Source organism: Xanthomonas sp. DAR 34887, from assembly GCF_041245805.1.
Taxonomy (GTDB): domain Bacteria; phylum Pseudomonadota; class Gammaproteobacteria; order Xanthomonadales; family Xanthomonadaceae; genus Xanthomonas_A; species Xanthomonas_A tesorieronis.
Genome location: NZ_CP162490.1, coordinates 2,104,178 through 2,124,925 on the forward strand (window position 1 = coordinate 2,104,178; position 20,748 = coordinate 2,124,925).

Consider the following 20,748-nt stretch of genomic DNA (forward strand, 5'->3'; position numbering starts at 1 on the left):
CGGCGTGGCCGCGGCCGTGAAGTCAGTGCGGCGGCGGACCCAGCTTCAGCGACAGGTCGACCGCGTGCACGTGCTTGGTCAGCGCGCCGATGGAGATGCAGTCCACGCCGTCGGCGGCGATCGCGCGCACGCCCTCCAGGTCGATGCCGCCGGACACTTCCAGCGGGATCGCGCGGTTGAACGGCGCGGCGGCGGCGATCGCCACCGCCTCGCGGCGTTGCGCCGCGTCGAAATCGTCGATCAGGATGCGGTCGCAGCCGACCGTCAGGGCTTCGCGCAGTTGCGCCAGCGTTTCCACCTCGACCACCAACGGCAGGTCCGGCCATTGCGCGCGCGCGGCCTGCACCGCCGCGCTCAGCGAACCGGCGGCGTGGATGTGGTTTTCCTTCAGCATCACCGTGTCGTACAGGCCGAAGCGGTGGTTGCTGCCGCCGCCGCAGCGCACCGCGTATTTCTGCGCCAGGCGCAGGCCGGGCAGGGTCTTGCGCGTGTCGAGGATGCGCGCGCCGGTGCCGGCGACCGCGGCCACGTAGGCGGCGGTCGCGGTCGCGGTGGCGGACAGGGTCTGCAGGAAGTTCAGCGAGGCGCGTTCGGCGCTGACCAGCGCGCGGCTGCGCCCGTGCAGCAGCGCCAGCACCGTGCCGGCGGCGACGCGTTCGCCTTCGGCGATGCGCCAGTCGATCCGCACCTGCGGGTCGAGCACGCGGTGACAGGCGTCGAACCAGGGCCGGCCGGCGATCACCGCGTCCTGCTTGCACAGCAGGTAGGCGCTGTCGGCACGGTCGGGCAGCAGCGCGGCGGTGACGTCGCCGCTGCCGATGTCCTCGGCCAGCGCGCGCGCAACGTCGGCGTCGATCGCTGCCTGCGCCGGCGGCTGCAGCGGCGCCGCGGCGCCGCTCATTTGCCGGGGAAGTCGGCGAGCTGGGCGGTGCCGATCGCTTCTTCGGCCAACAGCACCGGGATGCCGTCGTCGACGCGGAACAGCTGCTTGCGGTCGCGGGTGATCAGCGCCTCGCGCAAGGCTTGCGCCTGCGGGCTGCCGTCGGCGCGCTGCACGCCGCCGGCGGCGATGGCGCGGTTCAACGCCTCCAGGCCGCGCGCATCCAGCAGGGACAGCGGTTGGCGGGTGTCGGGCGAGCACAGCAGGTCGAGCAGTTTGCGATCCATCCGGTCTTCGTCTTGCGTGGAAGATGGCTAGAATACGTCTTTAAGGCAGGGGACGGCCATGACCGCCAAGCAAACCGCGCCGCTCGTCGGCATCGTGATGGGCTCCCGCTCCGATTGGGAGACCATGCAGCATGCGGCGCAGAAACTCGATGCGCTGGGCGTGCCCTATGAAGTGAAGGTGGTGTCCGCGCACCGCACCCCGGACGTGCTGTTCGCTTATGCCGAGGCGGCCTCCGGTCGCGGCCTGCGCGCGATCGTGGCCGGCGCCGGCGGCGCGGCGCACCTGCCGGGCATGCTCGCGGCCAAGACCGCGGTGCCGGTGCTCGGCGTGCCGGTGCAGTCCAAGGCGTTGAATGGCATGGATTCGCTGCTGTCGATCGTGCAGATGCCGGCCGGCATTCCTGTAGCCACCTTCGCGATCGGCAATGCCGGTGCGGCCAATGCCGCGCTGTTCGCCGCGGCGATGCTCGCCGCCGAGCATGCCGACATCGCCACCGCGCTGGACGGCTTCCGCCAGCGTCAGACCGACGAGGTGATGGCCAAGGACGACCCGCGCCAATGAGCACCACTGTCGGAATCCTCGGGGGTGGCCAGTTGGCGCGGATGATGGCCGTGGCCGGCGCGCCGCTGGGACTGCGCTTCGTGATGCTGGATACGGTGGCCGACGCCTGCGCCGGACAGGTCGCGCCGCTGCAGGTCGGCGATTACCGCGACGAGGCGGCGCTGGCCGCGTTCGCGGCCAAGGTCGACGTGGCCACGTTCGATTTCGAGAACGTGCCGGCGACCAGCGCCGAATGGCTGGCCGGGCAGGTGCCGGTGTTCCCGAACCCGCGCGCGCTGGCGGTGGCGCAGGATCGGTTGGCCGAGAAGACCCTGTTCCGCGAACTGGGCATCCCGGTGCCCGATTTCGCCGCGATCGGCAGCCGTGGGGAACTGGACGCGGCGCTGGCGCAGATCGGCACCCCGTGCATTCTCAAGACCCGGCGCCTGGGCTACGACGGCAAGGGCCAGTTCCGCATCAAGTCCGCGGACGATGCCGATGCGGCGTGGGCCGCGCTGGGCGCGCAGGCGGCCAGCGTGGGCCTGATCGTGGAAGCCTTCGTGCCGTTCCAGCGCGAGATCAGCGTGGTCGCGGTGCGTGGCCGCGACGGCGAGTTCCGCACCTGGCCGCTGACCGAGAACTGGCATGTGCAGGGCGTGCTGTCGGCCAGCCTGGCCCCGGCGCAGGCCGACGCCGCGCTGGCCCAGGCCGCCATTGCCTACGCGCAGGCGCTGGCCGAGCGCCTGCAGTACGTGGGCGTGTTCGCGCTGGAGCTGTTCTGCCGCGACGGCGAACTGCTCGCCAACGAGATGGCGCCACGGGTGCACAACTCCGGCCACTGGACCATCGAAGGCGCCGAGACCTCGCAGTTCGAGAACCACCTGCGCGCGGTGCTGGGCCTGCCGCTGGGGTCCACGCGCATGCGCGGCCATGCCTGCATGCTCAACTGGATCGGGCAGATGCCGGACGCGGTGCCGGTGCTGGCGCAGCCCGGCGGGCATTGGCACGACTACGGCAAGGAGCCGCGCGAGGGCCGCAAGGTCGGCCACGCCACGCTGCGCGAGGACACCCCGGCGGCCCTGGCGCAGGCGTTGCAGACAGTGGGCGCGCAGTTGCAGCGCGACGACCAGGTCGCGCCGGTGATCGAGACGCTGCGCGCGCAGGGCTGAGCGGGCCGATGATGCCGCGCCCAGGCCACTCCTGGGCGTCGTGGCCCAAAAGCGCCAGCCCGATACGCGATTACACGTCCGCCGTCACTCGTCCAATCCCGAAACGCTCACCACGGCCGCAGGCCGGTCATCCCCCAATCCCCAATCCCGAATCCCCAATCCCGGCCTCACCGCAGATTCGCCGCCACGAACTCCCAGTTCACCAGCTTCCAGAATGCTTCCAGGTAGCGCGCACGGTCGCCGCGGTAATCGATGTAGTAGGCGTGCTCCCACAGGTCGCAGGCCAGCAGCGGGAGATCCTCGCCGGTCAGCGGCGAGCCGGCGTTGACGGTGGTGAGCAAGGCCAGCGTGGCGTCCGGGCGCTGCACCAGCCAGACCCAGCCAGAACCGAACACCGCCAGCGCCATGCGTTCGAACTCCGCCTTGAAGCGGGCGACGTCGCCGAAGCTCTTGGCGATGCGCTCGGCGATTTCGCCGCCCGGCTCGCCGCCGCCGCGCGGGCGCAACCCGCGCCAGTAGAACTCGTGGTTCCAGACCTCGGCCGCGTGCTGGAACAGGCGGCCCTGGCTGCGGCGCACCAGATCCTGCAACGGCAGGTCGGCGAATTCGCTGCCGGCGATCTGCGCATTGAGCCGTTCGACCAGCGCGCGTTGGTACTGGCCGTGGTGCTGGTCCAGGGTCTCGGCGGACAGGTGCGGCGCCAGCGCCGCGCGGTCGTACGGCAGGGGAGCGAGTTCGATGGCCATGGATCCTCGGGAGCGGTTTCGGGGGCGCGTTTCGGTACTGCCGTGCGCAGGGCTTACACTATGCGGCTACGCGAAAGTCTAGCCGACCGCCGAGGTCCGTTTTTTCGCCCAAGCAGGAGAAATCCCCCATGCAGGTGATGGAGCGCATCCAGGCCGACGTCGAACACCACCCCATCGTGTTGTTCATGAAGGGCACGCCGCAATACCCGATGTGCGGCTTTTCCAGCCGCGCGCTGCAGGCCCTGTTGGCCGCCGGCGCCGACCGGCTGCACACCGTCAACGTGCTCGACGAGCCCGAGATCCGCGCCAATCTGCCGCGTTATTCGAACTGGCCGACGTTCCCGCAGTTGTTCATCCACGGCGAACTGATCGGCGGCTGTGACATCACCATGGAGCTGTTCGAATCCGGCGAATTGCAGCGCATCGTGGCCGAGGCCTACCAGCCGTGACAGCGCAGGCGACGCCGCACGCGGGCGCGCTGGCGCAGCGCGTGGTGCTGGTGTGCGGCGCCGCCGGCGGGCTGGGCAGCGCCGCGGCAATGGCCTGCGCCCAGGCCGGCGCCACGGTGGTGTTGCTCGGGCACAAGCCGGCGCGCTTGAACCGGGTCTACGACGCGATCGCCGCCGTCGGCGCGCAGCCGCTGCTGTATCCGCTGGACCTGCTCGGCGCCACCCCGGACGACTATGCGACGCTGGCCGAGCGGGTGCAGGCAGAGCTAGGGCGGCTGGACGGACTGCTGCACTGCGCCGCCGATTTCGTCGGCCTGACCCCGTTCGAGCACGCCGACCCGGCGCAGTTCGCGCGCGCCATCCACGTCAACCTGACCGCCCCGGGCTGGCTGACCCAGGCCTGCCTGCCGCTGCTGAAACAGGCCCCGGATGCGGCGATCGTGTTCGCGCTCGACGACCCGGCGCGCGTCGGCCAGGCCTACTGGGGGGGCTACGGCGTGGCCCAGCATGGCCGCCGCGGCCTGCTGGCGACCCTGCACGGCGAACTGGCCGCCTCGACGGTGCGCGTGGCCGGGTTGCAGCCCGGACCGATGCGCACCGCGCTGCGCGCACGCGCCTACACCCACCAGGAAGACTTCGACGCGGTCGATGCGGCGCACTACGCCGCCGCCTGCGTGGAACTGCTGTCGCCCGCCGGCGCCGCGCATCGCGGCGCGATCTGGAATCCCCTGGCATGACCATCCTGTCGGCAGCCCTGCTGCTGTTCCTGATCCTCGACCCGCTGGGCAATATCCCGGTGTTCCTCAGCGTGCTCAAGCCGCTGCCGGCCAGGCGCCAGCGGGTGGTGCTGGCGCGCGAACTGCTGATCGCGCTGGGCGTGCTGATGGCGTTCCTGTGGGGCGGCAAGTACGCGCTGGAAGTCATGCACCTGCGCCAGGAATCGGTGGCGATCGCCGGCGGCATCGTGCTGTTCCTGATCGGCATCCGCATGATCTTCCCGCGCCCGGAAGGGCTGATGGGCGAGATTCCCGACGGCGAGCCGTTCATCGTGCCGCTGGCGATTCCGCTGGTGGCCGGGCCGTCGGGCATGGCCGCGGTGATGCTGATGGGCAGCAACGAGCCCACCCGCCTGGGCGAATGGAGCCTGGCGCTGATCCTGGCGTGGCTCGGCACGTCGGCGCTGCTGTTCTCCGGCACGCTGCTGTACAAGCTGCTCGGCATGCGCGTGCTGACCGCGGTCGAGCGGCTGATGGGCATGCTGCTGGTGGCGATCTCGGTGCAGATGTTCCTGGATGGCCTCAGCGCCTATCTGAAGCTGCCGGTCGCCGGCTGAGCGGGCGCGCACGGCCTTGCCGTGCCTGTCGTTACTCGCCAACGCTGCGACACGCCACGCGTTTGCGGCAATTCGATGACATCTGCGGCGCTTTTTTGTGCCGGCGCGTGTCGCCGCGTGTCGCCGGATTAAGTTTTTGTAAACGCCCGAGGCATACGCGGGCGAAATGGCCCGCCTACCGTAGCGCCTTCCGAAGCGGTGGGCGCGCGTGCGCCGTGTCCATGCCAGTCGCGCCACCGCTCTCTGCCGCTCCCACGTTAGCCACAGAGGCGCTTGCCCGATGAAGTCCCGTTCCGCACACCGTATTTCCGCTCTTTCCCTGGCGCTGGCGACCGCGCTTGCGGCGCATCCGGCCCTGGCCCAGGACGCCGGCACCGATACTGCGGAGCAGCGCGTCACCGCCTCCAGCACCTCCAATACCACTGCCGCCTACGAGACCAAGCGCGTGCAGCAGCTGGACAAGGTCAACGTCAGCGCCGACAAGAGCAGCTATGTGCTGGGCGGTGGCAACATGACCGTGCAGACTGCCAGCAAGGCGATTTCCACGGTGACCCGCGAGGCCATCGCGCAGGCCTCCGGCGGCAGCAACTTCACCCAGATGATCGATGCGATCCCGGGCGTGGACGCCGCCACCAGCGACGTGACCGGACTCAACAACGGCAACTACAGCCTGCGCGGCTTCGACTCCTCGGCCATCGGCGTCACCGTCAACGGCGCGCCGGTGACCGACAGCGGCAGCTACTCGGTCTACGCCACCGAATACGGCGATGCCGAGAACTACAACGACATCACCGTCACCCAGGGCACGCCCAACGTGGACCAGCCGGAAATGGGCGCCACCGGCGGCCAGATCGCCTGGTCGACGATCGACCCCAGCCACACCTTCGGCGTGGACTTCACCCAGAGCTTCGGCAGCAACGACTATCGGCGCAGCTTCGTGCGCGTGAACACCGGCGATACCGGCGCGGTGCGTTCGTGGGTGTCGTTCTCGACCAACAGCGCCGACAAGTGGAAGGGCAACGGCGACATGTCGGTCAACAAGATCGACGGCAAGAGCGTATGGGACATCAGTCCGGGCAACTCGATCAGCGCCTCGTTCCAGTACAACCGCCAGTCCAACTACTCCTACAACACCGCCAGCAAGGCGCAGCTGGCCGGCGATTACGCGTACGACTACAACGACAGCTGGGGCGGCGGCGGTACCTCGAACGACCAGTCCTACTGGAAGCTGCGGCGCAACCCGTACAAGAGCCTGCTGGCCAGCCTGGATGGCGAGTTCACCCTGAGCGACAGCCTGCGCCTGTCGGTGGTGCCGTACGTGTGGTGGGGCGACGGCGGCGGCTCCAGTGCCGCGTCGGTGTATCCGTCCACCAGCAGCGCCAATGTCTATGGCTACTCCAGCGGCGTGAGCGGCAGCCGCGACGTCGATTACACCTATTCGGCTTCCAGCACGGTGCGTCCGGGCGTGGTCGCCAAGTTCTTCCAGGACATCGGCATGGACCACAATCTGGTCTATGGCCTGTGGTACGACCGTTCGCGCAAGAGCCAGAACAACAGCATCGTCAAGACCGACCAGAGCACCGGTCAGGCCTGCGACATCTGGGCCGACAGCGACGATTGCTTCCTGACCTACGCCGATGGCCAGGTGCAGCAGAGCTATCGCACCTACACCGTCACCGACGTGCAGAAGTACTTCGTCCAGGACAACTGGACCCCGGCCGACGATTGGGCGGTCAACTACGGCGTGTCCTGGATCCATGCCACGCGCAAGGGCCACAACTACCAGTGGCCGGATACCGCCAAGGAGATCGGCGTGGACTTCGACAACAGCTACAGCAAGCTGCTGCCGGCCTTCGGCATCAAGTACGCCCCCGACAGCCGCAACCAGTTCTATTACGGCGTGGCCAAGACCTTCCGCGTGCCGGCGACCAACTCGATCTCGGTGAACCTGTCGGCCGCGCAGGAGATTCCGGAGCCCGAATCGGCGTGGACCAACGACCTGGGCTGGCGCTACTACGGCGACCGCTTCTCGCTGTCGACCATGCTGTATCAGAGCAACTACAGCAACAAGCAGATGTCCAGCTACGACCAGGCCACGGCGCTGACCACCTACATCTCGATCGGCAAGGTACGCATGCGCGGTTTCAACGGCGAAGCCAGCTACAACATCACCGACAATCTCAAGCTGTACGGCTCCTACACCTACACCCAGGCCAAGATCCTGAGCGACACCTTGGCGGTGGGCACCTCCAAGGGCACCTACGACTATGCGGTGGGCGGCAAGCAGTTGGCCAATACGCCGAAGAACCTGGCCAACCTGCGCCTGAGCTACAGCATCGGCGATTTCTGGGTCGCGGTGAAGGGCCGTTACTCCGGCTCGCGTTACGGCGACTACATGAACACCGAACGGGTGGGGGGCTATACCACCTTCGGCGCCGATGCCGGTTACGCGTTCGCCGACTGGGGCTGGCTGAAGAAGCCGTCGATCAAGCTCAATCTCTACAACCTGACCGACAAACAGGCGGTCACCTGGGCCAGCACCACGCAGGTGTTGGCGGCCTCCGGCGCCAGCGAGTATCCGGATGTGGTGTCCACCGGCACCCCGTATTACTCCGTGCTGGAGCCGCGCGCGTTCGCGGTCACTTTTGGCGGTTCGTTCTGAGGAACCATCGCGCCCCGCAGCAGGGCTGAAAAAAAGCAAAGCAGCGCAAACGGCCGGGGCCTAGCCCCGGCCGTTTGCGTTTATGCGGGTCTTGCTCCGGCGCCTGGCCGTGCCGCGCGCGCTGCAGGCTGTTCGCAGTGTGCGGATATCTGCATCGGATTCTTTGGGGCCGCTGCCCATGGCTGGCCCTGGCAAGTCGTTTCCGGGTGGGCCGGCTGCTTGGAGGGGGCGGCCGGCACCACGCGGCATGCCCGAGAGGAAGCTGCCGCTGTGTTCGTCGCGGAGCGGGGTGTGCGGGCGTGTGAGCCCCGGCCGCCAGTCCGGGCCAGACGAACTATGGGGCGCTGTGCACCACCGCTCGGGTGTCCGCTAAGGGAGGTCGGGTCGCCTTGTCCTTGGCATGTCGAGCCGACGATTGCGGGTGAATGCTCCGCGCCGGCCGCTACCGGCCAAGCCATCCAGCAGCTGGACTACCTGCACCTCGCGATGCGGCCTCGAAGCGTGTGCGATGGCGTCATTCGGTGTCCTGCGCCGACATGGGAACTGCAATCCATGTCGTGTCGTGTCCGTTTATGCCAGTTTGTCACGTTTCGGCAACAAATCGGCCCTATGGTGTTAAACTCACGTTAACCCTTGCGGGGGATCCAGCAAGGGGGCACGAACCACATTCCGCTGCCGTGCGCCCACCAGCGCGGCGAGCTATGCGCATTTCGTCAAACTCCATCGAGGCTATTGCAATGACTCAACCCCGCCGTCTCCGGATGTCCAAGCTCACCCTTGGCCTCGTTGCTGCGCTCGCCGCCGCCCCCGTGTTCGCCCAGAGCACCTCCGCCGGCGTCGGCGGCCTGGTCACCCACGATGGTCAGCCTGTCGCAGGCGCCGACGTGACCATCACCCACGTCGAGTCGGGAACGGTCAGCCGCGCCACCACGGACGCCAGCGGCCGCTACAACGCGCGCGGCCTGCGCGTCGGCGGCCCGTACACCATCACCATCACCAAGCCCGGCGAAGGCACCAAGACCGAAGACGGCGTGTACCTGGGCGTCAACCAGACCGCCAGCGTCAATGCGGCGCTGACCGGCGACCTGACCACCCTGGAGACGGTGAACGCGGTCGCCGTGGCCGGCGGTTCGGAAGTGTTCCGCGCCACCAACACCGGCTCGGGCACCCAGATCAGCCAGGAAACGATCACCGCGCTGCCGTCGATCAACGGCAACATCCAGGATTACATGCGCCTGGATCCGCGCGTGGCCTTCGTCGATCGCGCCTCGGGCTCCATCTCCGCCGGTGGCCTGAACCCGCGCTACAACTCGATCAACATCGACGGCGTGGCCGCGAGCGACACCTTCGGCCTGGAAGGCAACAATATGGCGACCCGTCGCCAGCCGGTGTCGATGGAAGCCATCGAAGCCCTCGACATCAACCTGTCGAACTACGACGTCAGCATCGCCAGCGCCGCCGGCGCCACCGTCAATGCCGTGACCAAGTCCGGTACCAACGAATTCCACGGCTCGGTGTACGGCAGCTATCGCGACGGCGACTGGTTCGGCGACAACCCGGACGGCACCCCGTTCAACGGCTTCACCAAGGAGAAGACCTACGGCATGACCCTGGGTGGTCCGGTCATCAAGGACAAGCTGTTCTTCTTCGCCAACTACGAGAAGTTCGAGCAGGGCGCTCCGGGCGCCGACCTGGCCAGCACCGCGTACGGCAAGGCCAATGCGGTCATCAACGACGCCTACATCGCCCGTGCCCAGCAGATCGCCCAGAACTACGGCATCGATGCCGGCTCGCTGAACAGCAACGGCAACACAGACCTCGAAGAGTACGCGCTGAAGCTGGACTGGAACATCAACGACCAGCACCGCGCCAGCCTCCGCTACAGCAAACTCGACCAGAGCAAGCTGCGCATCAACGGCATGACCAGTAGCTCGGTTTCGCTGAGCTCGTACTGGTATCAGCACGACAAGTCGATCGAGAGCTACGTCGGCCAGCTGTTCTCCGACTGGAGCGACAACTTCTCGACCGAGTTCAAGGCGTCCTACCGCGATTACTCGGCCATCCGCAACACCCCGACCACCGCGCCGAGCATCCAGATCCAGCAGGGCAACGACTCGCTGTATCTGGGTACCGAGCTGAGCTCGCAGAACAACATCCTCACGACCAAGACCTGGAACTACTACGGTGCCGGTACCTGGACGCTGGGCGACCACGACCTGAAGTTCGGTGTGGACTACAGCACCAACGAGATCTACAACTACTTCGCCCAGAACGGTTGGGGCGCCTATATCTTCCAGGGCCTGGACAACTTCGCCGCCGGCACCTGGTCCAGCTACCGCCTGGCTGCCGAGACCTCGCCTGGCTCGATCCCGGCCGATTACAAGTACAACAGCCTGGGCCTGTTCGTGCAGGACACGTGGTACGTCAACAGCAACCTGACCCTGACCCTGGGCCTGCGTGGCGACCGTCCGGACACCACCCCGTCGCCGACCTACAACGCCGCGGCGTCGAACACCTTTGGTTACAACAACAGCAAGCTCTTCGACGGCGACTTCCTGATCCAGCCGCGTTTCGGCTTCAACTACACCTTCGACAGCGAGCGCCCGATGCAGCTGCGCGGTGGCGTGGGCCTGTTCCAGGGCGACTCCCCGCAGGTGTGGATCGGCAACAGCTACTCCAACACCGGCCTGAACTACACTTCGTACAACCAGGCCAACTACAACGCCGCCGTGCCGTTCTCGCCGGATGGCCTGAACCAGCCGATCCCGACCGTGGCGGGTTCGCGCCTGCAGAACGTCAACTTCGTCGGCAACGACTTCAAGCAGCCCTCGCTGTGGAAGGCGAACCTGGCGATCGACAGCGAACTGCCGTGGTACGGCATCGTCGCGTCGGCCGAGCTGCTGGTGACCAAGGTCAAGGACGGCCTGTACTATCAGTCGCTGAACCTGGGGCCGGGCTACACCGGTCCGGACGGCCGCACCCTGTACTGGACCCCGGGCAAGGTCAGCTGGACCGCGTCGGAAACCGGCAGCAACTCGGCCGCCAGCCGCTCCGGTCGTTACAACAGCTACGACTCCGTCTACCTGATCGACAACACCGACAAGGGCAAGACCTCGCAGTTCACCGTGTCGTTGACCAAGCCGTTCAGCGAGAACAGCGACTGGTCCTGGACCCTGGGCTACACCTACACGCACGCGACCGAAGTCGGCCCGCTGACCAGTTCCACCGCCAGTTCGGGCTGGGCGTACCAGTATGCCTTCGACGTGAACTCGAACACCGAAACCACCTCGCGCTACGAGATCAAGGATCGCATCAGCGGTTCGCTGGACTGGAAGCACAAGTTCTTCGGTGACTACGAAACCCGCATCGGCCTGGTCTACGAAGGCCGCAGCGGCCGTCCGTTCAGCTACGTCTTCGCCAACGACTTCAATGGCGACGGCCGTACCTACAACGACCTGTTCTATGTGCCCAACGGCGACGTGCTGTTCGGCAGCGTGAGCAGCGCCGGCCGCTTCACCCCGGATGCCGCGATGGCCGCCAACTTCAATGCGTGGCTCGCCGCGCATCCGGAACTGGCGAAGTACGCGGGCAGCTACGCTCCGGCCAACGGCTTCCGCTCCGGCTTCGTCAACACTTTCGACGTGCGCATCAGCCAGGAGCTCCCGGGCTTCTACAAGGGTCACAAGTCGCAGATCTGGCTGGACATCCAGAACGTGGGCAACCTGATCAACAAGGATTGGGGCCACATCGTGGACTACGGCTTCTACGCCGACGCCTCGGTGGCACGCCTGGCCGGCATCTACAACGGCCAGTACGTGTACAACTTCACCGGTGCCAGCCAGCCGACCGCCGCCAACTCGGACGCCGACGGCTTCAACGTCGGTGTGTCGCAGTGGTCGCTGCAGGTGGGCTTCCGCTACCAGTTCTGATCGCTGGCATATCGCTGGAACAAGAGACGGCCGGGGCAACCCGGCCGTTTTCTTTTGCGGGGGCTGACGCTAAAGTCGCCGCTGACGACAACGACAAGAATTCCGATATGACGACGAGCAATACGGCGGCGCGGGCGCTGCCGGTAGTGGATGCGCGGATCTACCCGCGCGGCGGCCTGGACATCCTCTCGCGTGCCGAAGTGGCGCGCCTGCGCGACGCCTCCAGCGGTGGCCTGCACGAACTGCTGCGGCGCTGCGCGCTGGCGGTGCTGACCAGCGGCAGCGCCTCCGACGACCCGCGCGCCGCGCGCGACCTGTACCCGGACTTCGACATCCAGGTCGCCCAGCGCGACCGCGGCGTGCGCATCGACCTGCTCAACGCGCCGGCGATGGCCTTCGTGGACGGGGAGATCATCAACGGCGTGGCCGAACTGCTGTTCGCCGTGATCCGCGATCTGGCCTACATGGCCATCGAACTCGGCCCGGACTCCGCCGCCGATCTCCAAACCAGCGAGGGCATCACCAGCGCCGTGTTCGGACAGCTGCGCAACGCGCGCATCCTGCAACCGGCCGATCCGAACCTGGTGGTGTGCTGGGGCGGGCATTCGATCTCGCGCGACGAGTACCTGTACACCAAGCAGGTCGGCTACGAGCTGGGCCTGCGCGGTCTGGACATCTGCACCGGCTGCGGCCCGGGTGCGATGAAGGGGCCGATGAAGGGCGCCACCATCGCCCATGCCAAGCAGCGCAAGCACGACAACCGCTACATCGGCGTCACCGAGCCGGGCATCATCGCCGCCGAGTCGCCGAACCCGATCGTCAACCATCTGGTGATCATGCCGGACATCGAGAAGCGGCTGGAGGCCTTCGTCCGCATCGGCCACGGCATCATCGTGTTCCCGGGCGGCGTCGGTACCGCCGAAGAAATCCTGTACCTGCTCGGCATCCTGCTGCGCGACGAGAACCGCGGCCTGCCGTTCCCGCTGATCCTGACCGGCCCGACCATCGCCGCGCCGTACTTCGAGCAGATCGACCGCTTCCTGCGCCTGACCCTGGGCGAGGCGGCCACCTCGCGCTACCAGATCATCGTCGGCGATCCGGTCGCGGTGGCGCGCAAGATGGCCGAGGGCATCCAGGAGGTGCGCATGCACCGCAAGGAGCAGAAGGACGCGTTCTACTTCAACTGGTCGGTGGACATCCCGCTGGAGTACCAGCGCCCGTTCGTGCCCACCCACGAGGCGATGGCTGCGCTCGACCTGCACCACGGGCGCCCGCCGCACGCGCTGGCGGCGGACCTGCGCCGCGCCTTCTCCGGCATCGTCGCCGGCAACGTCAAGGAAGACGGCATGCGCCGCATCGAGGAGTACGGCCCGTTCGAGATCCACGGCGACGCGGACATGATGCAGGCCCTGGACGAGCTGCTGCGCGCCTTCGTCGAACAGCGCCGGATGAAGATTTCCGGCGAGTATCGGCCTTGTTACCGGGTCATGGCCTGAGTCGATCGATACGACCGGTGTCGGGTTGCCGCAGGGATCAGGGCGGTTTGGGCAACTCGAGCAGGCTGACGAAGGTGTCGTCGGTCCCGCGCTGGGTGCTCAAGCGTCCGTTGCAGATGCTTTCCACGCGTGCGCGGACCGCTTCCAGGCCGATCCTGTGCCCGCCGCCGGCGGCCGCCTCGCCGCTCGCCGGCAAGGAATTGACGATCTCGATCCTGACCCAATGCGCGTCCTGTTCGACCCGAAGGCGCACATGGCCGCCGCTGGTGCTGGGCTCGATGCCGTGGCGGACGGCGTTCTCCACCAAGGGCTGGATCGAAAGCGTGGGGACGTCGATCGTCGGAAGAGGGTCGGACAGTTGCCAATCCACGCGCAGGCGTTCGCCCAGACGCATCTGCTCGATGCCGAGATAACGCCGCGCAAGCGATAGCTCCTCTTCCAGGCTCAGCCGATCGGGACCGGCGAGCGCCGCTCTGAACAGATCGGCAAGATCCAGCAGCAGGCGCTCTGCCTGTTCCGGCCGAAAGCGGGCAAGCGCCGCGCCGGTGTTGAGCGTGTTGAACAGGAAGTGGGGCTGGATGCGTGCGCGAAGCGCTTCGAGCTGGGCTTGCTTGGCCTGCACTGCCAGTTGTTGGACGCGCCAGTGGTTCTGGAATGCCAGCAGCGCCATCAGGCCCAGGGTCAGGGCGATGGTTCCGACCTTGAGCAGGAACGTGTGCCATCCTCCCTGCAATAGCGACAGCTCTTTCAGCGCCGCCCACGCGATTGCGTGCACGGCGATCGCGACGACCACCAGCAGTGCCACCGCCAGATAGGCGATCTGCTGCGGACGGCGACGTTCCAGCTGGCTGCGCAGCAGATAGAGCAAGGCCAGGGTGGTCAACGCGGTCCACTGCAGCAGCAGCGAGACGAGCCCGAAATGGACCCAGCCGCTCGCGGACTGTCCCGGCGCCAAGGTCAGGACGACAGCGACCGCCTCGCCGGCCAGCAGCACCCAGATCAGGGTCGTGGGCTGCCACAAGATGTCGAGCGGCGGGGCAGGGGTGGGGGCTGGGCGCATGGAATCGGGCAGGGGGACGCTGGGCGCATGATGCCTCGGATTCCCTGCCGCATGTCGCCGGCCTGCCGTTCAGCTACGATCTGCCACCGCCCATCGGTCCCTGCTGGCATCGGTCCGGATGGCGTTCTAGCTTAGCGTCGGGAAAAGGGGAGACGACATGCAGCGCTTTCACGCCGCGCGACCGCGCTACTTCGAGCGGTGCCGACGGATCGGTGGTTTCAGCTTGATCGAATTGATGGTGACGGTCGTCGTGCTGGCTGTGGCGATGAGCATCGCCATCCCTAGCTATACCTATCTGGTCAATACCAACCGGCTGTCGTCCGCGGCCAACGAAATGGTGGCATCGCTTCAGCTCGCGCGCTCGGAGGCGATCCGGCTCAACCGGAAGGTCGCGGTGTGCCGCAGCGACAACGGCACCAGTTGCGCGACCGGCAGCGCGTGGAACCAGTGGATCACCATCGTGGTCACCGGCTCGACCGTGCTGCGCGTCAGCGCGGTGAAAGCGCCGGTCCAGCTGAGCGTGAGCAGCGCGGTCAGCGGCAACAGCGATCGCATCGTGTTCAGCCCGGACGGGTTTGCCCGCAGCAGTGCAGGAACCTTGCTCAATGCAGGATTCTCCAGCTGCATCGCGACGACACGCCCGAGCGACAACCTGCGGGTCGTCTACATCGTCGGTGGCAGCCGCGTCGGTTCCGTCACCACTCCCGGCAACATCGCATGCCCTGCGCCATCAGACTCTCCTCCGTGAACGCCATGCATACCCCTTCTCCGCGGTCCGTTTCAGTCGCTTCGCAGCGCGGCGTCAGTTTGATCGAGGTGATGATCTCGGTCCTGATCATGGGCATCGGCATGCTGGGCGTGGCCGCCTTGCAAGCCACCGCACTGCGCAACAACCAGAGCTCCTTCGAGCGCAGTCAGGTGGTAGTCGGCACCACCGGCGTCCTCGATGCGATGCGCGCCAACGTGACTGCCGCCCGCAATGGCAACTACAACATGGGCATGACCTGTGTTGCGCCGACCGGCACGTCGCAGGTGGTGGTCGATCAGCGCAATTTCCTCAACTCGTTGCAGGCGATCATGGGGGCGTCGGCGTGCGGCGCGATCAACTGCAGCGCCACGGCGTGCCGGGTGACCGTGCAGTGGGACGACAGCAGGGGCAGCCATGCGGCTGCCGATGCGACCGCAGTGCAGACCCAGCAGTTCCAGACGGTGACCAGGCTATGAGCCGCATGCGACGGGGAACAGCGCCCGGCAGGCGCCACAGCGCGGGCCTGAGCCTGATCGAACTGATGATCTCCCTGGTGCTGGGGTTGCTGGTCGTGGGCGCGGCCATCGGCATCTTCCTCACCAACCGACGCACCTACGCCGCCACCGAGAACCTGGGGCGCGTGCAGGAAAACGTGCGTACCGCGTTCGAGATGATGACGCGCGACATTCGCGAGGCGGGCGGGAACCAGTGCAACAGCAGCGACAACATGGGCATGTCGAACGTCATCAACACCCCTGCGTCGCGCTGGTGGACGAACTGGTCGGGCAACCGGCTGGTGGGCGTGTCGGCCAGCGGCAGCTTTCCGGATACCGTATCCAACCGCGTCGCCAACACCCAAGGTCTGATGCTGTTGTCTTCGGGTGACGCGACTGCGATCGTCACCGCGCATACTCCGGCTTCCGCGCAGTTCACGGTGAGCGCCAACACCCACGGTTTCAGGAACGGCGACTTTCTGATCGCCTGCGGTCCGAACTCGGAGGCCACGGGAGTGTTGCGCATCGGCACCCTGTTCCAGATGAGCAGCGGGCAGGGCAGCACGACCATCGGTCACGCCGCATCGGGTTCGCCTGGCAATTCCAGCAGCAACCTGGGCATCAACGGCGCGGTCTTCACCTACGGGCCGAACACGATGCTCAGCCGGCTCAACGCATCGCGCTGGTTCATCGGCACCAACCCGAGGGGCGGACGTTCGTTGTATCAGGGTGTGCTCACGAATACAGGCGGTACTCCGGCGATCGTCGATCAGGAGGTGGCCGAGAATGTGCAGAACATGGCGATCACCTACCTGATTCCCAGCGACGGTGGCTACGTCAGTGCCGCCACTGTAGGGACACGCTGGGACCAGGTCACTGCCGTCAATCTGTCCTTGACCTTCCAGACCCAGGACGCGATCGGAACCAACGGCCTGCCGGTGACGCGCACGATCAGCAACGTCATCACCTTGCGGAATCGCAACGAATGAGCACAACTTCATATCCGGCGCGGGTCGCGCGCCAGGCTGGCGTTTCCCTGATCGTGGTGCTGATGCTGCTGCTGGTGATGACGCTGCTGGGCCTGGCGGTCGTGCGCGGAACGCTGATGCAGGAGCGGATGAGCGGCAACCTGCTCGATCGCAGCGTGAACTTCCAGGCTGCCGAGTCGGCCTTGCGCGAAGGCGAGGCGCTTGCGGCAGCGCAGACGGTGGTGCCTACCGGCACCGGCTGTAGTGCTGGCGTATGCGGGCAGCCCGTGGCCACTCAAGCCGAGCGCTGGCGTGATCCGAGCTTCGCTGGTTGGATAGACGCCAGTACCACCAGCCGCAGCGCTGCAGCCTCCAGAACACGGTTCTATATCGAATACATGGGCACTTCCGAAGCCTGGTTCGAATGCAACAGCGACGAGAAATACACGGGGCAGCCCATCTGCGTGCGGCCGATGTATCGGGTTGTCGCGCTCAGCGAAGCCGCTGGCCGTGCCAGCGTCATCCTTCAATCAAGCTATATCGCGCCGTAGGACGGAGTCATCGACATGAGCCATTTTCACGACGAACGTCTGCGCCGGCACAGTGCCTTAGCCAGCCTCAAGGTCTCTGCAGTGGCTTTCGCCTGCACGATGATCGCGCTACCCGCCAGCGCTGGCATCGTGGTTCCCAGCTATCCGCTGCAATCCGGCGGACGCATCGCCCCCAACGTGCTGTTCATCCTGGACGACTCCGGCTCGATGGAAGGCACGGCCATGCCGGATGTGGTGCCGCAAACCACGGTCGATGGCACCAATTTCAACATCAGCAACTCCGCTTACACGCGTAACACCATCTATTACAACCCGGCCGTGGATTACGAGCCCTGGGTGGATGCGACGGGTGCATCGATGACGGGGGGCATGGATTACACGAGCGTCTACAACGACACGCATGATCTGACGAGCAATGTGGATCTTTCCACCGCCGTCAGGCAATTTTTCGTTCCAAAGGATCTAAGCAATACGACCGAAACCTATCTTTCCAATACCGCCAACTACTATCGCTACCAGATCCGGACGGATGGCACGATCATTCGCAGCGAGCTGTTGAACAACGTCCTGAATCAGCAGGGCCTTGCCAATCAGGGTTGCAGCAATAGTGCCAATGGCTGGCAGTGGAAGAACTGTACCCGGGCAACGCCCACCGGTCGCAGCGAAGCGGCCGAGCGCACCAATTTCGCCACCTGGTGGTCCTACAGCCGCACCCGCATCAAGGTGGCCAAGGGAAGTGCCGGGCATGCGTTCAGCGATCTCGGCACCAACGTGCGCGTCGGCTTCCGGACGATCTGGCGGAGAGAAAATACCGGCAACGCCATCACCCAGGCCAAGCCCATTCCGGTGGACCAGAACGATGGCTTGTTCGACAATCCAAACGGGATCAATGGAAGCAACAACAATCGTAAGCTCTGGTACGATCGCTTGTATGCGGCGTACGGTTCCGGTGCTACCCCATTGCATGGCGCGCTCAACGACGCTGGCCTTTACTTCAGCAGCACCTCGGCGACTGGTCCGTACGGTCCGCAGTCCGGCGCCGCGCAGCTTGCGTGCCGGCAGAACTTCACCATCCTGACAACGGATGGCTACTGGAACGGCAAGGACAATTACCCGTCTAGCGCAGGGGGAGGAATAGCCGGCGAGCAAGACAATGCGGCGGGATCCGTCATTTCAGGGCCGACCGGCAATACGTATACCTATGCGCCGGTACGACCTTATGCGAGTCCCGACTCCGATACACTCGCCGACGTTGCAATGCGTTATTGGAAGTCGGACCTGCGCACGGATCTCCCCAATTCCGTTCCAACCAATTCGTCCGATCCGGCCTTCTGGCAGCACATGACCACGTTCGCGATTTCCATCGGCGCGAAGGGGACGCTGGATCCGGCGACGGATCTGCCCGCGATCACTTCCGGCGCGAAGAACTGGCCGACTCCGATCAATAATACGATCTACAATATCGACGATCTGTGGCACGCCGCTGTCAATGGCCGCGGTAGCTTTATCGTGGCCAGCAACCCCAACGAATTCACCCAGGGCCTGAAGTCGGCGCTCGGGTCGATCGTGGAGCGCACCGGGACCGCCGGCAATCTTGCTGCCAATTCCAGCAGCCTTACCAGCAGCACGCACGTCTACCAGGCCAGCTTCGTGTCGGGGACATGGACCGGCGCGTTGAAGGCGATCCCCGTTACCAGCACCGGTGTGGACGCGACCAATCCAAGTTGGGTAGCGAGTCTGCCCAGCACGGGTCGCAATATCCGTACGTGGAATGGCACTACGGGCGCATCCTTTCCCACCTCCGCACAGCAAACGGCATTGACGCGTGCGGCGACATCGACCGCTGCCGCGGTGACCGGGGCCAACAATGCGGCCTACATCGCGGGAACCCAGGACCTCGAGCTGAACCGTCCCAACGGTTATCTGCGCACCCGCAGCACGTTGATCGGCGACATCGTCAATTCCTCCCCGGCCTACGACAGCGCCAGTGGGACGATTTTCGTCGGCTCCAACGACGGCATGATGCATGCGTTCAATGCCAGCACTGGCGTCGAGCGCTTCGCCTATGTCCCCGGCAGCCTCAACTTCACCGACCTGGCGACGCTCAGTGCGTCCGACTACGACCATCGTTTCTTCGTGGATGGTCCGATCAGTCTTTCCCGCAGCGATCAGTTGAGCAGCCAGACGATCCTGGTGGGCACCCTTGGACGAGGTGGCAAGGGCATCTATGCGCTGGACGTCACCACTCCCGACAGTTTTTCCAACAGCAATGTGCTCTGGGAAAAGGTCGGCGACAATCAGGTATCCACCACCGCCGACAACAACATGGGCCTGAATCTGGGCGCTCCGGTCATCGCCAAGCTCAACAACGGCGAGCTTGGGGTGATCGTGGCCAATGGACCCAACAGTACCAACGAGCATGCGGTCCTGTTCGTGTATCGGCTCAGCGACGGTGCCTTGCTCTCCGAAATCGACACGGGCGTCGGTTCTTCCACCTCTCCAAATGGACTGTTCGCGCCGGCGGTGCGCGACATCGACGGCAACGGCACGATCGACTATGTCTACGCTGGCGACATGCAGGGAAATCTCTGGCGCTTCAACCTTTCTGCTGCGACTCCGTCCAGTTGGAACACTGCAAGCAACCGCCTGCGCATGTTCACCGCGACCAACTCTGCCGGTACCGCGCAGCCCATCACGTCGGCGCCGGCGATCGCGCGTGACCCGGCGACTTTCTCTCTTTGGATCTTCTTCGGTACCGGCCGGTTCCTGACCACCGACGACGTGACCAATACGACGGTGCAGACAGTCTATGGCATCAAGGACTCTACGACGACCGTCGCCAAGTCCGACCTGCAGCGACGGAAGTTCGCAGCCAGCGGCGTGGTCAACAATCAGAACGTGCGGGTCATGGAAGCCAACAGTGCGCTGGGAGCCGGCAAGAAGGGCTGGTATCTTGATTTGATCGACCCGCCTGTGGCCGATCCTGCGCCTGCGACCGCCAGCGGTGAGCGTGTCTATACTGGCGTGAATGTCATTTCCGGCGTGCTGACCTTCACCAGCAACATTCCCGACGATGATCCGTGCCTGCCAGGCGGCAAAGGGCAGGACAACGCCATCGACGCTTTCACCGGCTCCAGCCTCGGCCAGTCGTTCTTCGATCTCAACCAGGATGGATCGTATGCCGACGAAACCCTGACGGTGAACGGCGTGACGATTCCGGTTGCTTCGGTTGCCTTGGGTGGCTTGGGCAGCGCAAGCAACTACTTCACCGGTGGCTCGGGCGGTAGCGGAGGTCTGGCTTGCCTCAACATCAACGATGGCAGCGCGGTGTGCAAGAAGATCCGCGAGATCCGCAAGGTGGGGCGTGTGCAGTGGAGAGAGGTCATCCAGGAATGAGTGCGCTCAGTTCAAACGTCCCCCCCATCCATCGGAGTC

General features: G+C 65.7%; 17 protein-coding genes. 13 read left to right on the top strand and 4 right to left on the bottom strand.

Going from position 1 to position 20,748, the window contains the following annotated elements; genetic code table 11:
* Positions 1-22: 22 nt before the first annotated feature.
* A complete protein-coding gene (gene nadC / locus AB3X08_RS08935; RefSeq protein WP_369937717.1) occupies positions 23-901 on the bottom strand; it encodes a carboxylating nicotinate-nucleotide diphosphorylase in 879 nt (292 codons plus the stop codon).
* A complete protein-coding gene (locus tag AB3X08_RS08940) occupies positions 898-1,167 on the bottom strand; it encodes a Trm112 family protein (RefSeq protein WP_369937718.1) in 270 nt (89 codons plus the stop codon). The genes nadC and AB3X08_RS08940 overlap by 4 nt, the downstream gene beginning before the upstream one ends.
* A 58-nt stretch (positions 1,168-1,225) precedes the next feature.
* On the opposite strand from AB3X08_RS08940, the gene purE reads away from it, so the two are divergent.
* Entirely contained in the window at positions 1,226-1,729 is a 504-nt protein-coding gene (gene purE / locus AB3X08_RS08945) for a 5-(carboxyamino)imidazole ribonucleotide mutase (RefSeq protein WP_184410324.1), read from the top strand.
* Positions 1,726-2,877: a 5-(carboxyamino)imidazole ribonucleotide synthase gene (locus AB3X08_RS08950; protein ID WP_369937720.1), complete on the top strand. Its 1,152-nt coding sequence runs from the start codon at positions 1,726-1,728 to the stop codon at positions 2,875-2,877. Before purE ends, AB3X08_RS08950 begins: the two co-directional genes overlap by 4 nt.
* A gap of 167 nt (positions 2,878-3,044) precedes the next feature.
* Here AB3X08_RS08950 and AB3X08_RS08955 read toward each other — a convergent pair whose 3' ends face one another.
* Positions 3,045-3,623, bottom strand: coding sequence for a superoxide dismutase (locus tag AB3X08_RS08955; RefSeq protein ID WP_369937722.1), 579 nt, complete (start codon positions 3,621-3,623; stop codon positions 3,045-3,047).
* 128 nt (positions 3,624-3,751) lie between these two features.
* Here AB3X08_RS08955 and grxD point away from each other — a divergent pair, with 128 nt between their 5' ends.
* The 6 genes from grxD (at position 3,752) to ppnN (ending at position 13,492) form a co-directional block, all read left to right on the top strand.
* A complete protein-coding gene (gene grxD / locus AB3X08_RS08960) occupies positions 3,752-4,072 on the top strand; it encodes a Grx4 family monothiol glutaredoxin (RefSeq protein ID WP_179565437.1) in 321 nt (106 codons plus the stop codon).
* Between the two features lie 89 nt (positions 4,073-4,161).
* The gene (locus AB3X08_RS08965; protein ID WP_369974786.1) at positions 4,162-4,809 is read left to right on the top strand and encodes an SDR family NAD(P)-dependent oxidoreductase; all 648 of its coding nucleotides are present in this window, start codon (positions 4,162-4,164) and stop codon (positions 4,807-4,809) included.
* Positions 4,806-5,405, top strand: a complete 600-nt coding sequence (locus AB3X08_RS08970; protein WP_184410320.1) for a YhgN family NAAT transporter — start codon at positions 4,806-4,808, stop codon at positions 5,403-5,405. The genes AB3X08_RS08965 and AB3X08_RS08970 overlap by 4 nt, the downstream gene beginning before the upstream one ends.
* Before the next feature lie 280 nt (positions 5,406-5,685).
* Positions 5,686-8,067 (top strand): TonB-dependent receptor, encoded by a 2,382-nt coding sequence (locus tag AB3X08_RS08975; protein WP_369937725.1) that lies wholly within the window; start codon positions 5,686-5,688, stop codon positions 8,065-8,067.
* A gap of 761 nt (positions 8,068-8,828) precedes the next feature.
* The gene (locus tag AB3X08_RS08980; protein WP_369937727.1) at positions 8,829-11,996 is read left to right on the top strand and encodes a TonB-dependent receptor; all 3,168 of its coding nucleotides are present in this window, start codon (positions 8,829-8,831) and stop codon (positions 11,994-11,996) included.
* Between the two features lie 107 nt (positions 11,997-12,103).
* Positions 12,104-13,492 carry a nucleotide 5'-monophosphate nucleosidase PpnN gene (gene ppnN, locus AB3X08_RS08985; protein ID WP_369937730.1) on the top strand — a complete coding sequence of 463 codons (1,389 nt, stop codon included), beginning with the start codon at positions 12,104-12,106 and terminating at the stop codon, positions 13,490-13,492.
* Positions 13,493-13,529: 37 nt separating this feature from the next.
* Here ppnN and AB3X08_RS08990 read toward each other — a convergent pair whose 3' ends face one another.
* Positions 13,530-14,552, bottom strand: coding sequence for a sensor histidine kinase (locus tag AB3X08_RS08990; protein ID WP_369937732.1), 1,023 nt, complete (start codon positions 14,550-14,552; stop codon positions 13,530-13,532).
* A 157-nt stretch (positions 14,553-14,709) separates the two neighbouring features.
* Between AB3X08_RS08990 and AB3X08_RS08995 the strand changes: the two genes are divergently transcribed.
* Genes AB3X08_RS08995 through AB3X08_RS09015 form a run of 5 tightly spaced genes read left to right on the top strand, consistent with a single transcriptional unit; the run spans position 14,710 to position 20,709 of the window.
* Entirely contained in the window at positions 14,710-15,300 is a 591-nt protein-coding gene (locus AB3X08_RS08995; RefSeq protein ID WP_369937734.1) for a GspH/FimT family pseudopilin, read from the top strand.
* Between the two features lie 5 nt (positions 15,301-15,305).
* A complete protein-coding gene (pilV, locus tag AB3X08_RS09000; RefSeq protein WP_369938492.1) occupies positions 15,306-15,776 on the top strand; it encodes a type IV pilus modification protein PilV in 471 nt (156 codons plus the stop codon).
* Positions 15,773-16,783, top strand: coding sequence for a prepilin-type N-terminal cleavage/methylation domain-containing protein (locus AB3X08_RS09005; protein ID WP_369937736.1), 1,011 nt, complete (start codon positions 15,773-15,775; stop codon positions 16,781-16,783). The genes pilV and AB3X08_RS09005 overlap by 4 nt, the downstream gene beginning before the upstream one ends.
* Positions 16,780-17,313, top strand: coding sequence for a pilus assembly PilX family protein (locus AB3X08_RS09010; RefSeq protein WP_369937738.1), 534 nt, complete (start codon positions 16,780-16,782; stop codon positions 17,311-17,313). Before AB3X08_RS09005 ends, AB3X08_RS09010 begins: the two co-directional genes overlap by 4 nt.
* A 15-nt stretch (positions 17,314-17,328) precedes the next feature.
* On the top strand, positions 17,329-20,709 hold the full coding sequence (locus AB3X08_RS09015; RefSeq protein ID WP_369937740.1) for a pilus assembly protein: 3,381 nt from the start codon (positions 17,329-17,331) through the stop codon (positions 20,707-20,709).
* Positions 20,710-20,748 lie beyond the last annotated feature (39 nt).

Excerpts from the sequence above, each read along its gene's own strand:
- AB3X08_RS08995 (WP_369937734.1), top strand. The coding sequence starts at position 14,710 with ATGCAGCGCTTTCACGCCGCGCGACCGCGCTACTTCGAGCGGTGCCGA.
- purE (WP_184410324.1), top strand. The coding sequence starts at position 1,226 with ATGACCGCCAAGCAAACCGCGCCGCTCGTCGGCATCGTGATGGGCTCC.
- AB3X08_RS08980 (WP_369937727.1), top strand. The coding sequence starts at position 8,829 with ATGTCCAAGCTCACCCTTGGCCTCGTTGCTGCGCTCGCCGCCGCCCCC.
- grxD (WP_179565437.1), top strand. The coding sequence starts at position 3,752 with ATGCAGGTGATGGAGCGCATCCAGGCCGACGTCGAACACCACCCCATC.
- ppnN (WP_369937730.1), top strand. The coding sequence starts at position 12,104 with ATGACGACGAGCAATACGGCGGCGCGGGCGCTGCCGGTAGTGGATGCG.
- AB3X08_RS09005 (WP_369937736.1), top strand. The coding sequence starts at position 15,773 with ATGAGCCGCATGCGACGGGGAACAGCGCCCGGCAGGCGCCACAGCGCG.
- AB3X08_RS09010 (WP_369937738.1), top strand. The coding sequence starts at position 16,780 with ATGAGCACAACTTCATATCCGGCGCGGGTCGCGCGCCAGGCTGGCGTT.
- AB3X08_RS08940 (WP_369937718.1), bottom strand. The coding sequence starts at position 1,167 with ATGGATCGCAAACTGCTCGACCTGCTGTGCTCGCCCGACACCCGCCAA.
- pilV (WP_369938492.1), top strand. The coding sequence starts at position 15,306 with ATGCATACCCCTTCTCCGCGGTCCGTTTCAGTCGCTTCGCAGCGCGGC.
- AB3X08_RS08950 (WP_369937720.1), top strand. The coding sequence starts at position 1,726 with ATGAGCACCACTGTCGGAATCCTCGGGGGTGGCCAGTTGGCGCGGATG.
- AB3X08_RS08965 (WP_369974786.1), top strand. The coding sequence starts at position 4,162 with ATGGCCTGCGCCCAGGCCGGCGCCACGGTGGTGTTGCTCGGGCACAAG.
- AB3X08_RS09015 (WP_369937740.1), top strand. The coding sequence starts at position 17,329 with ATGAGCCATTTTCACGACGAACGTCTGCGCCGGCACAGTGCCTTAGCC.
- AB3X08_RS08975 (WP_369937725.1), top strand. The coding sequence starts at position 5,686 with ATGAAGTCCCGTTCCGCACACCGTATTTCCGCTCTTTCCCTGGCGCTG.
- AB3X08_RS08970 (WP_184410320.1), top strand. The coding sequence starts at position 4,806 with ATGACCATCCTGTCGGCAGCCCTGCTGCTGTTCCTGATCCTCGACCCG.
- AB3X08_RS08990 (WP_369937732.1), bottom strand. The coding sequence starts at position 14,552 with ATGCGCCCAGCCCCCACCCCTGCCCCGCCGCTCGACATCTTGTGGCAG.
- AB3X08_RS08955 (WP_369937722.1), bottom strand. The coding sequence starts at position 3,623 with ATGGCCATCGAACTCGCTCCCCTGCCGTACGACCGCGCGGCGCTGGCG.
- nadC (WP_369937717.1), bottom strand. The coding sequence starts at position 901 with ATGAGCGGCGCCGCGGCGCCGCTGCAGCCGCCGGCGCAGGCAGCGATC.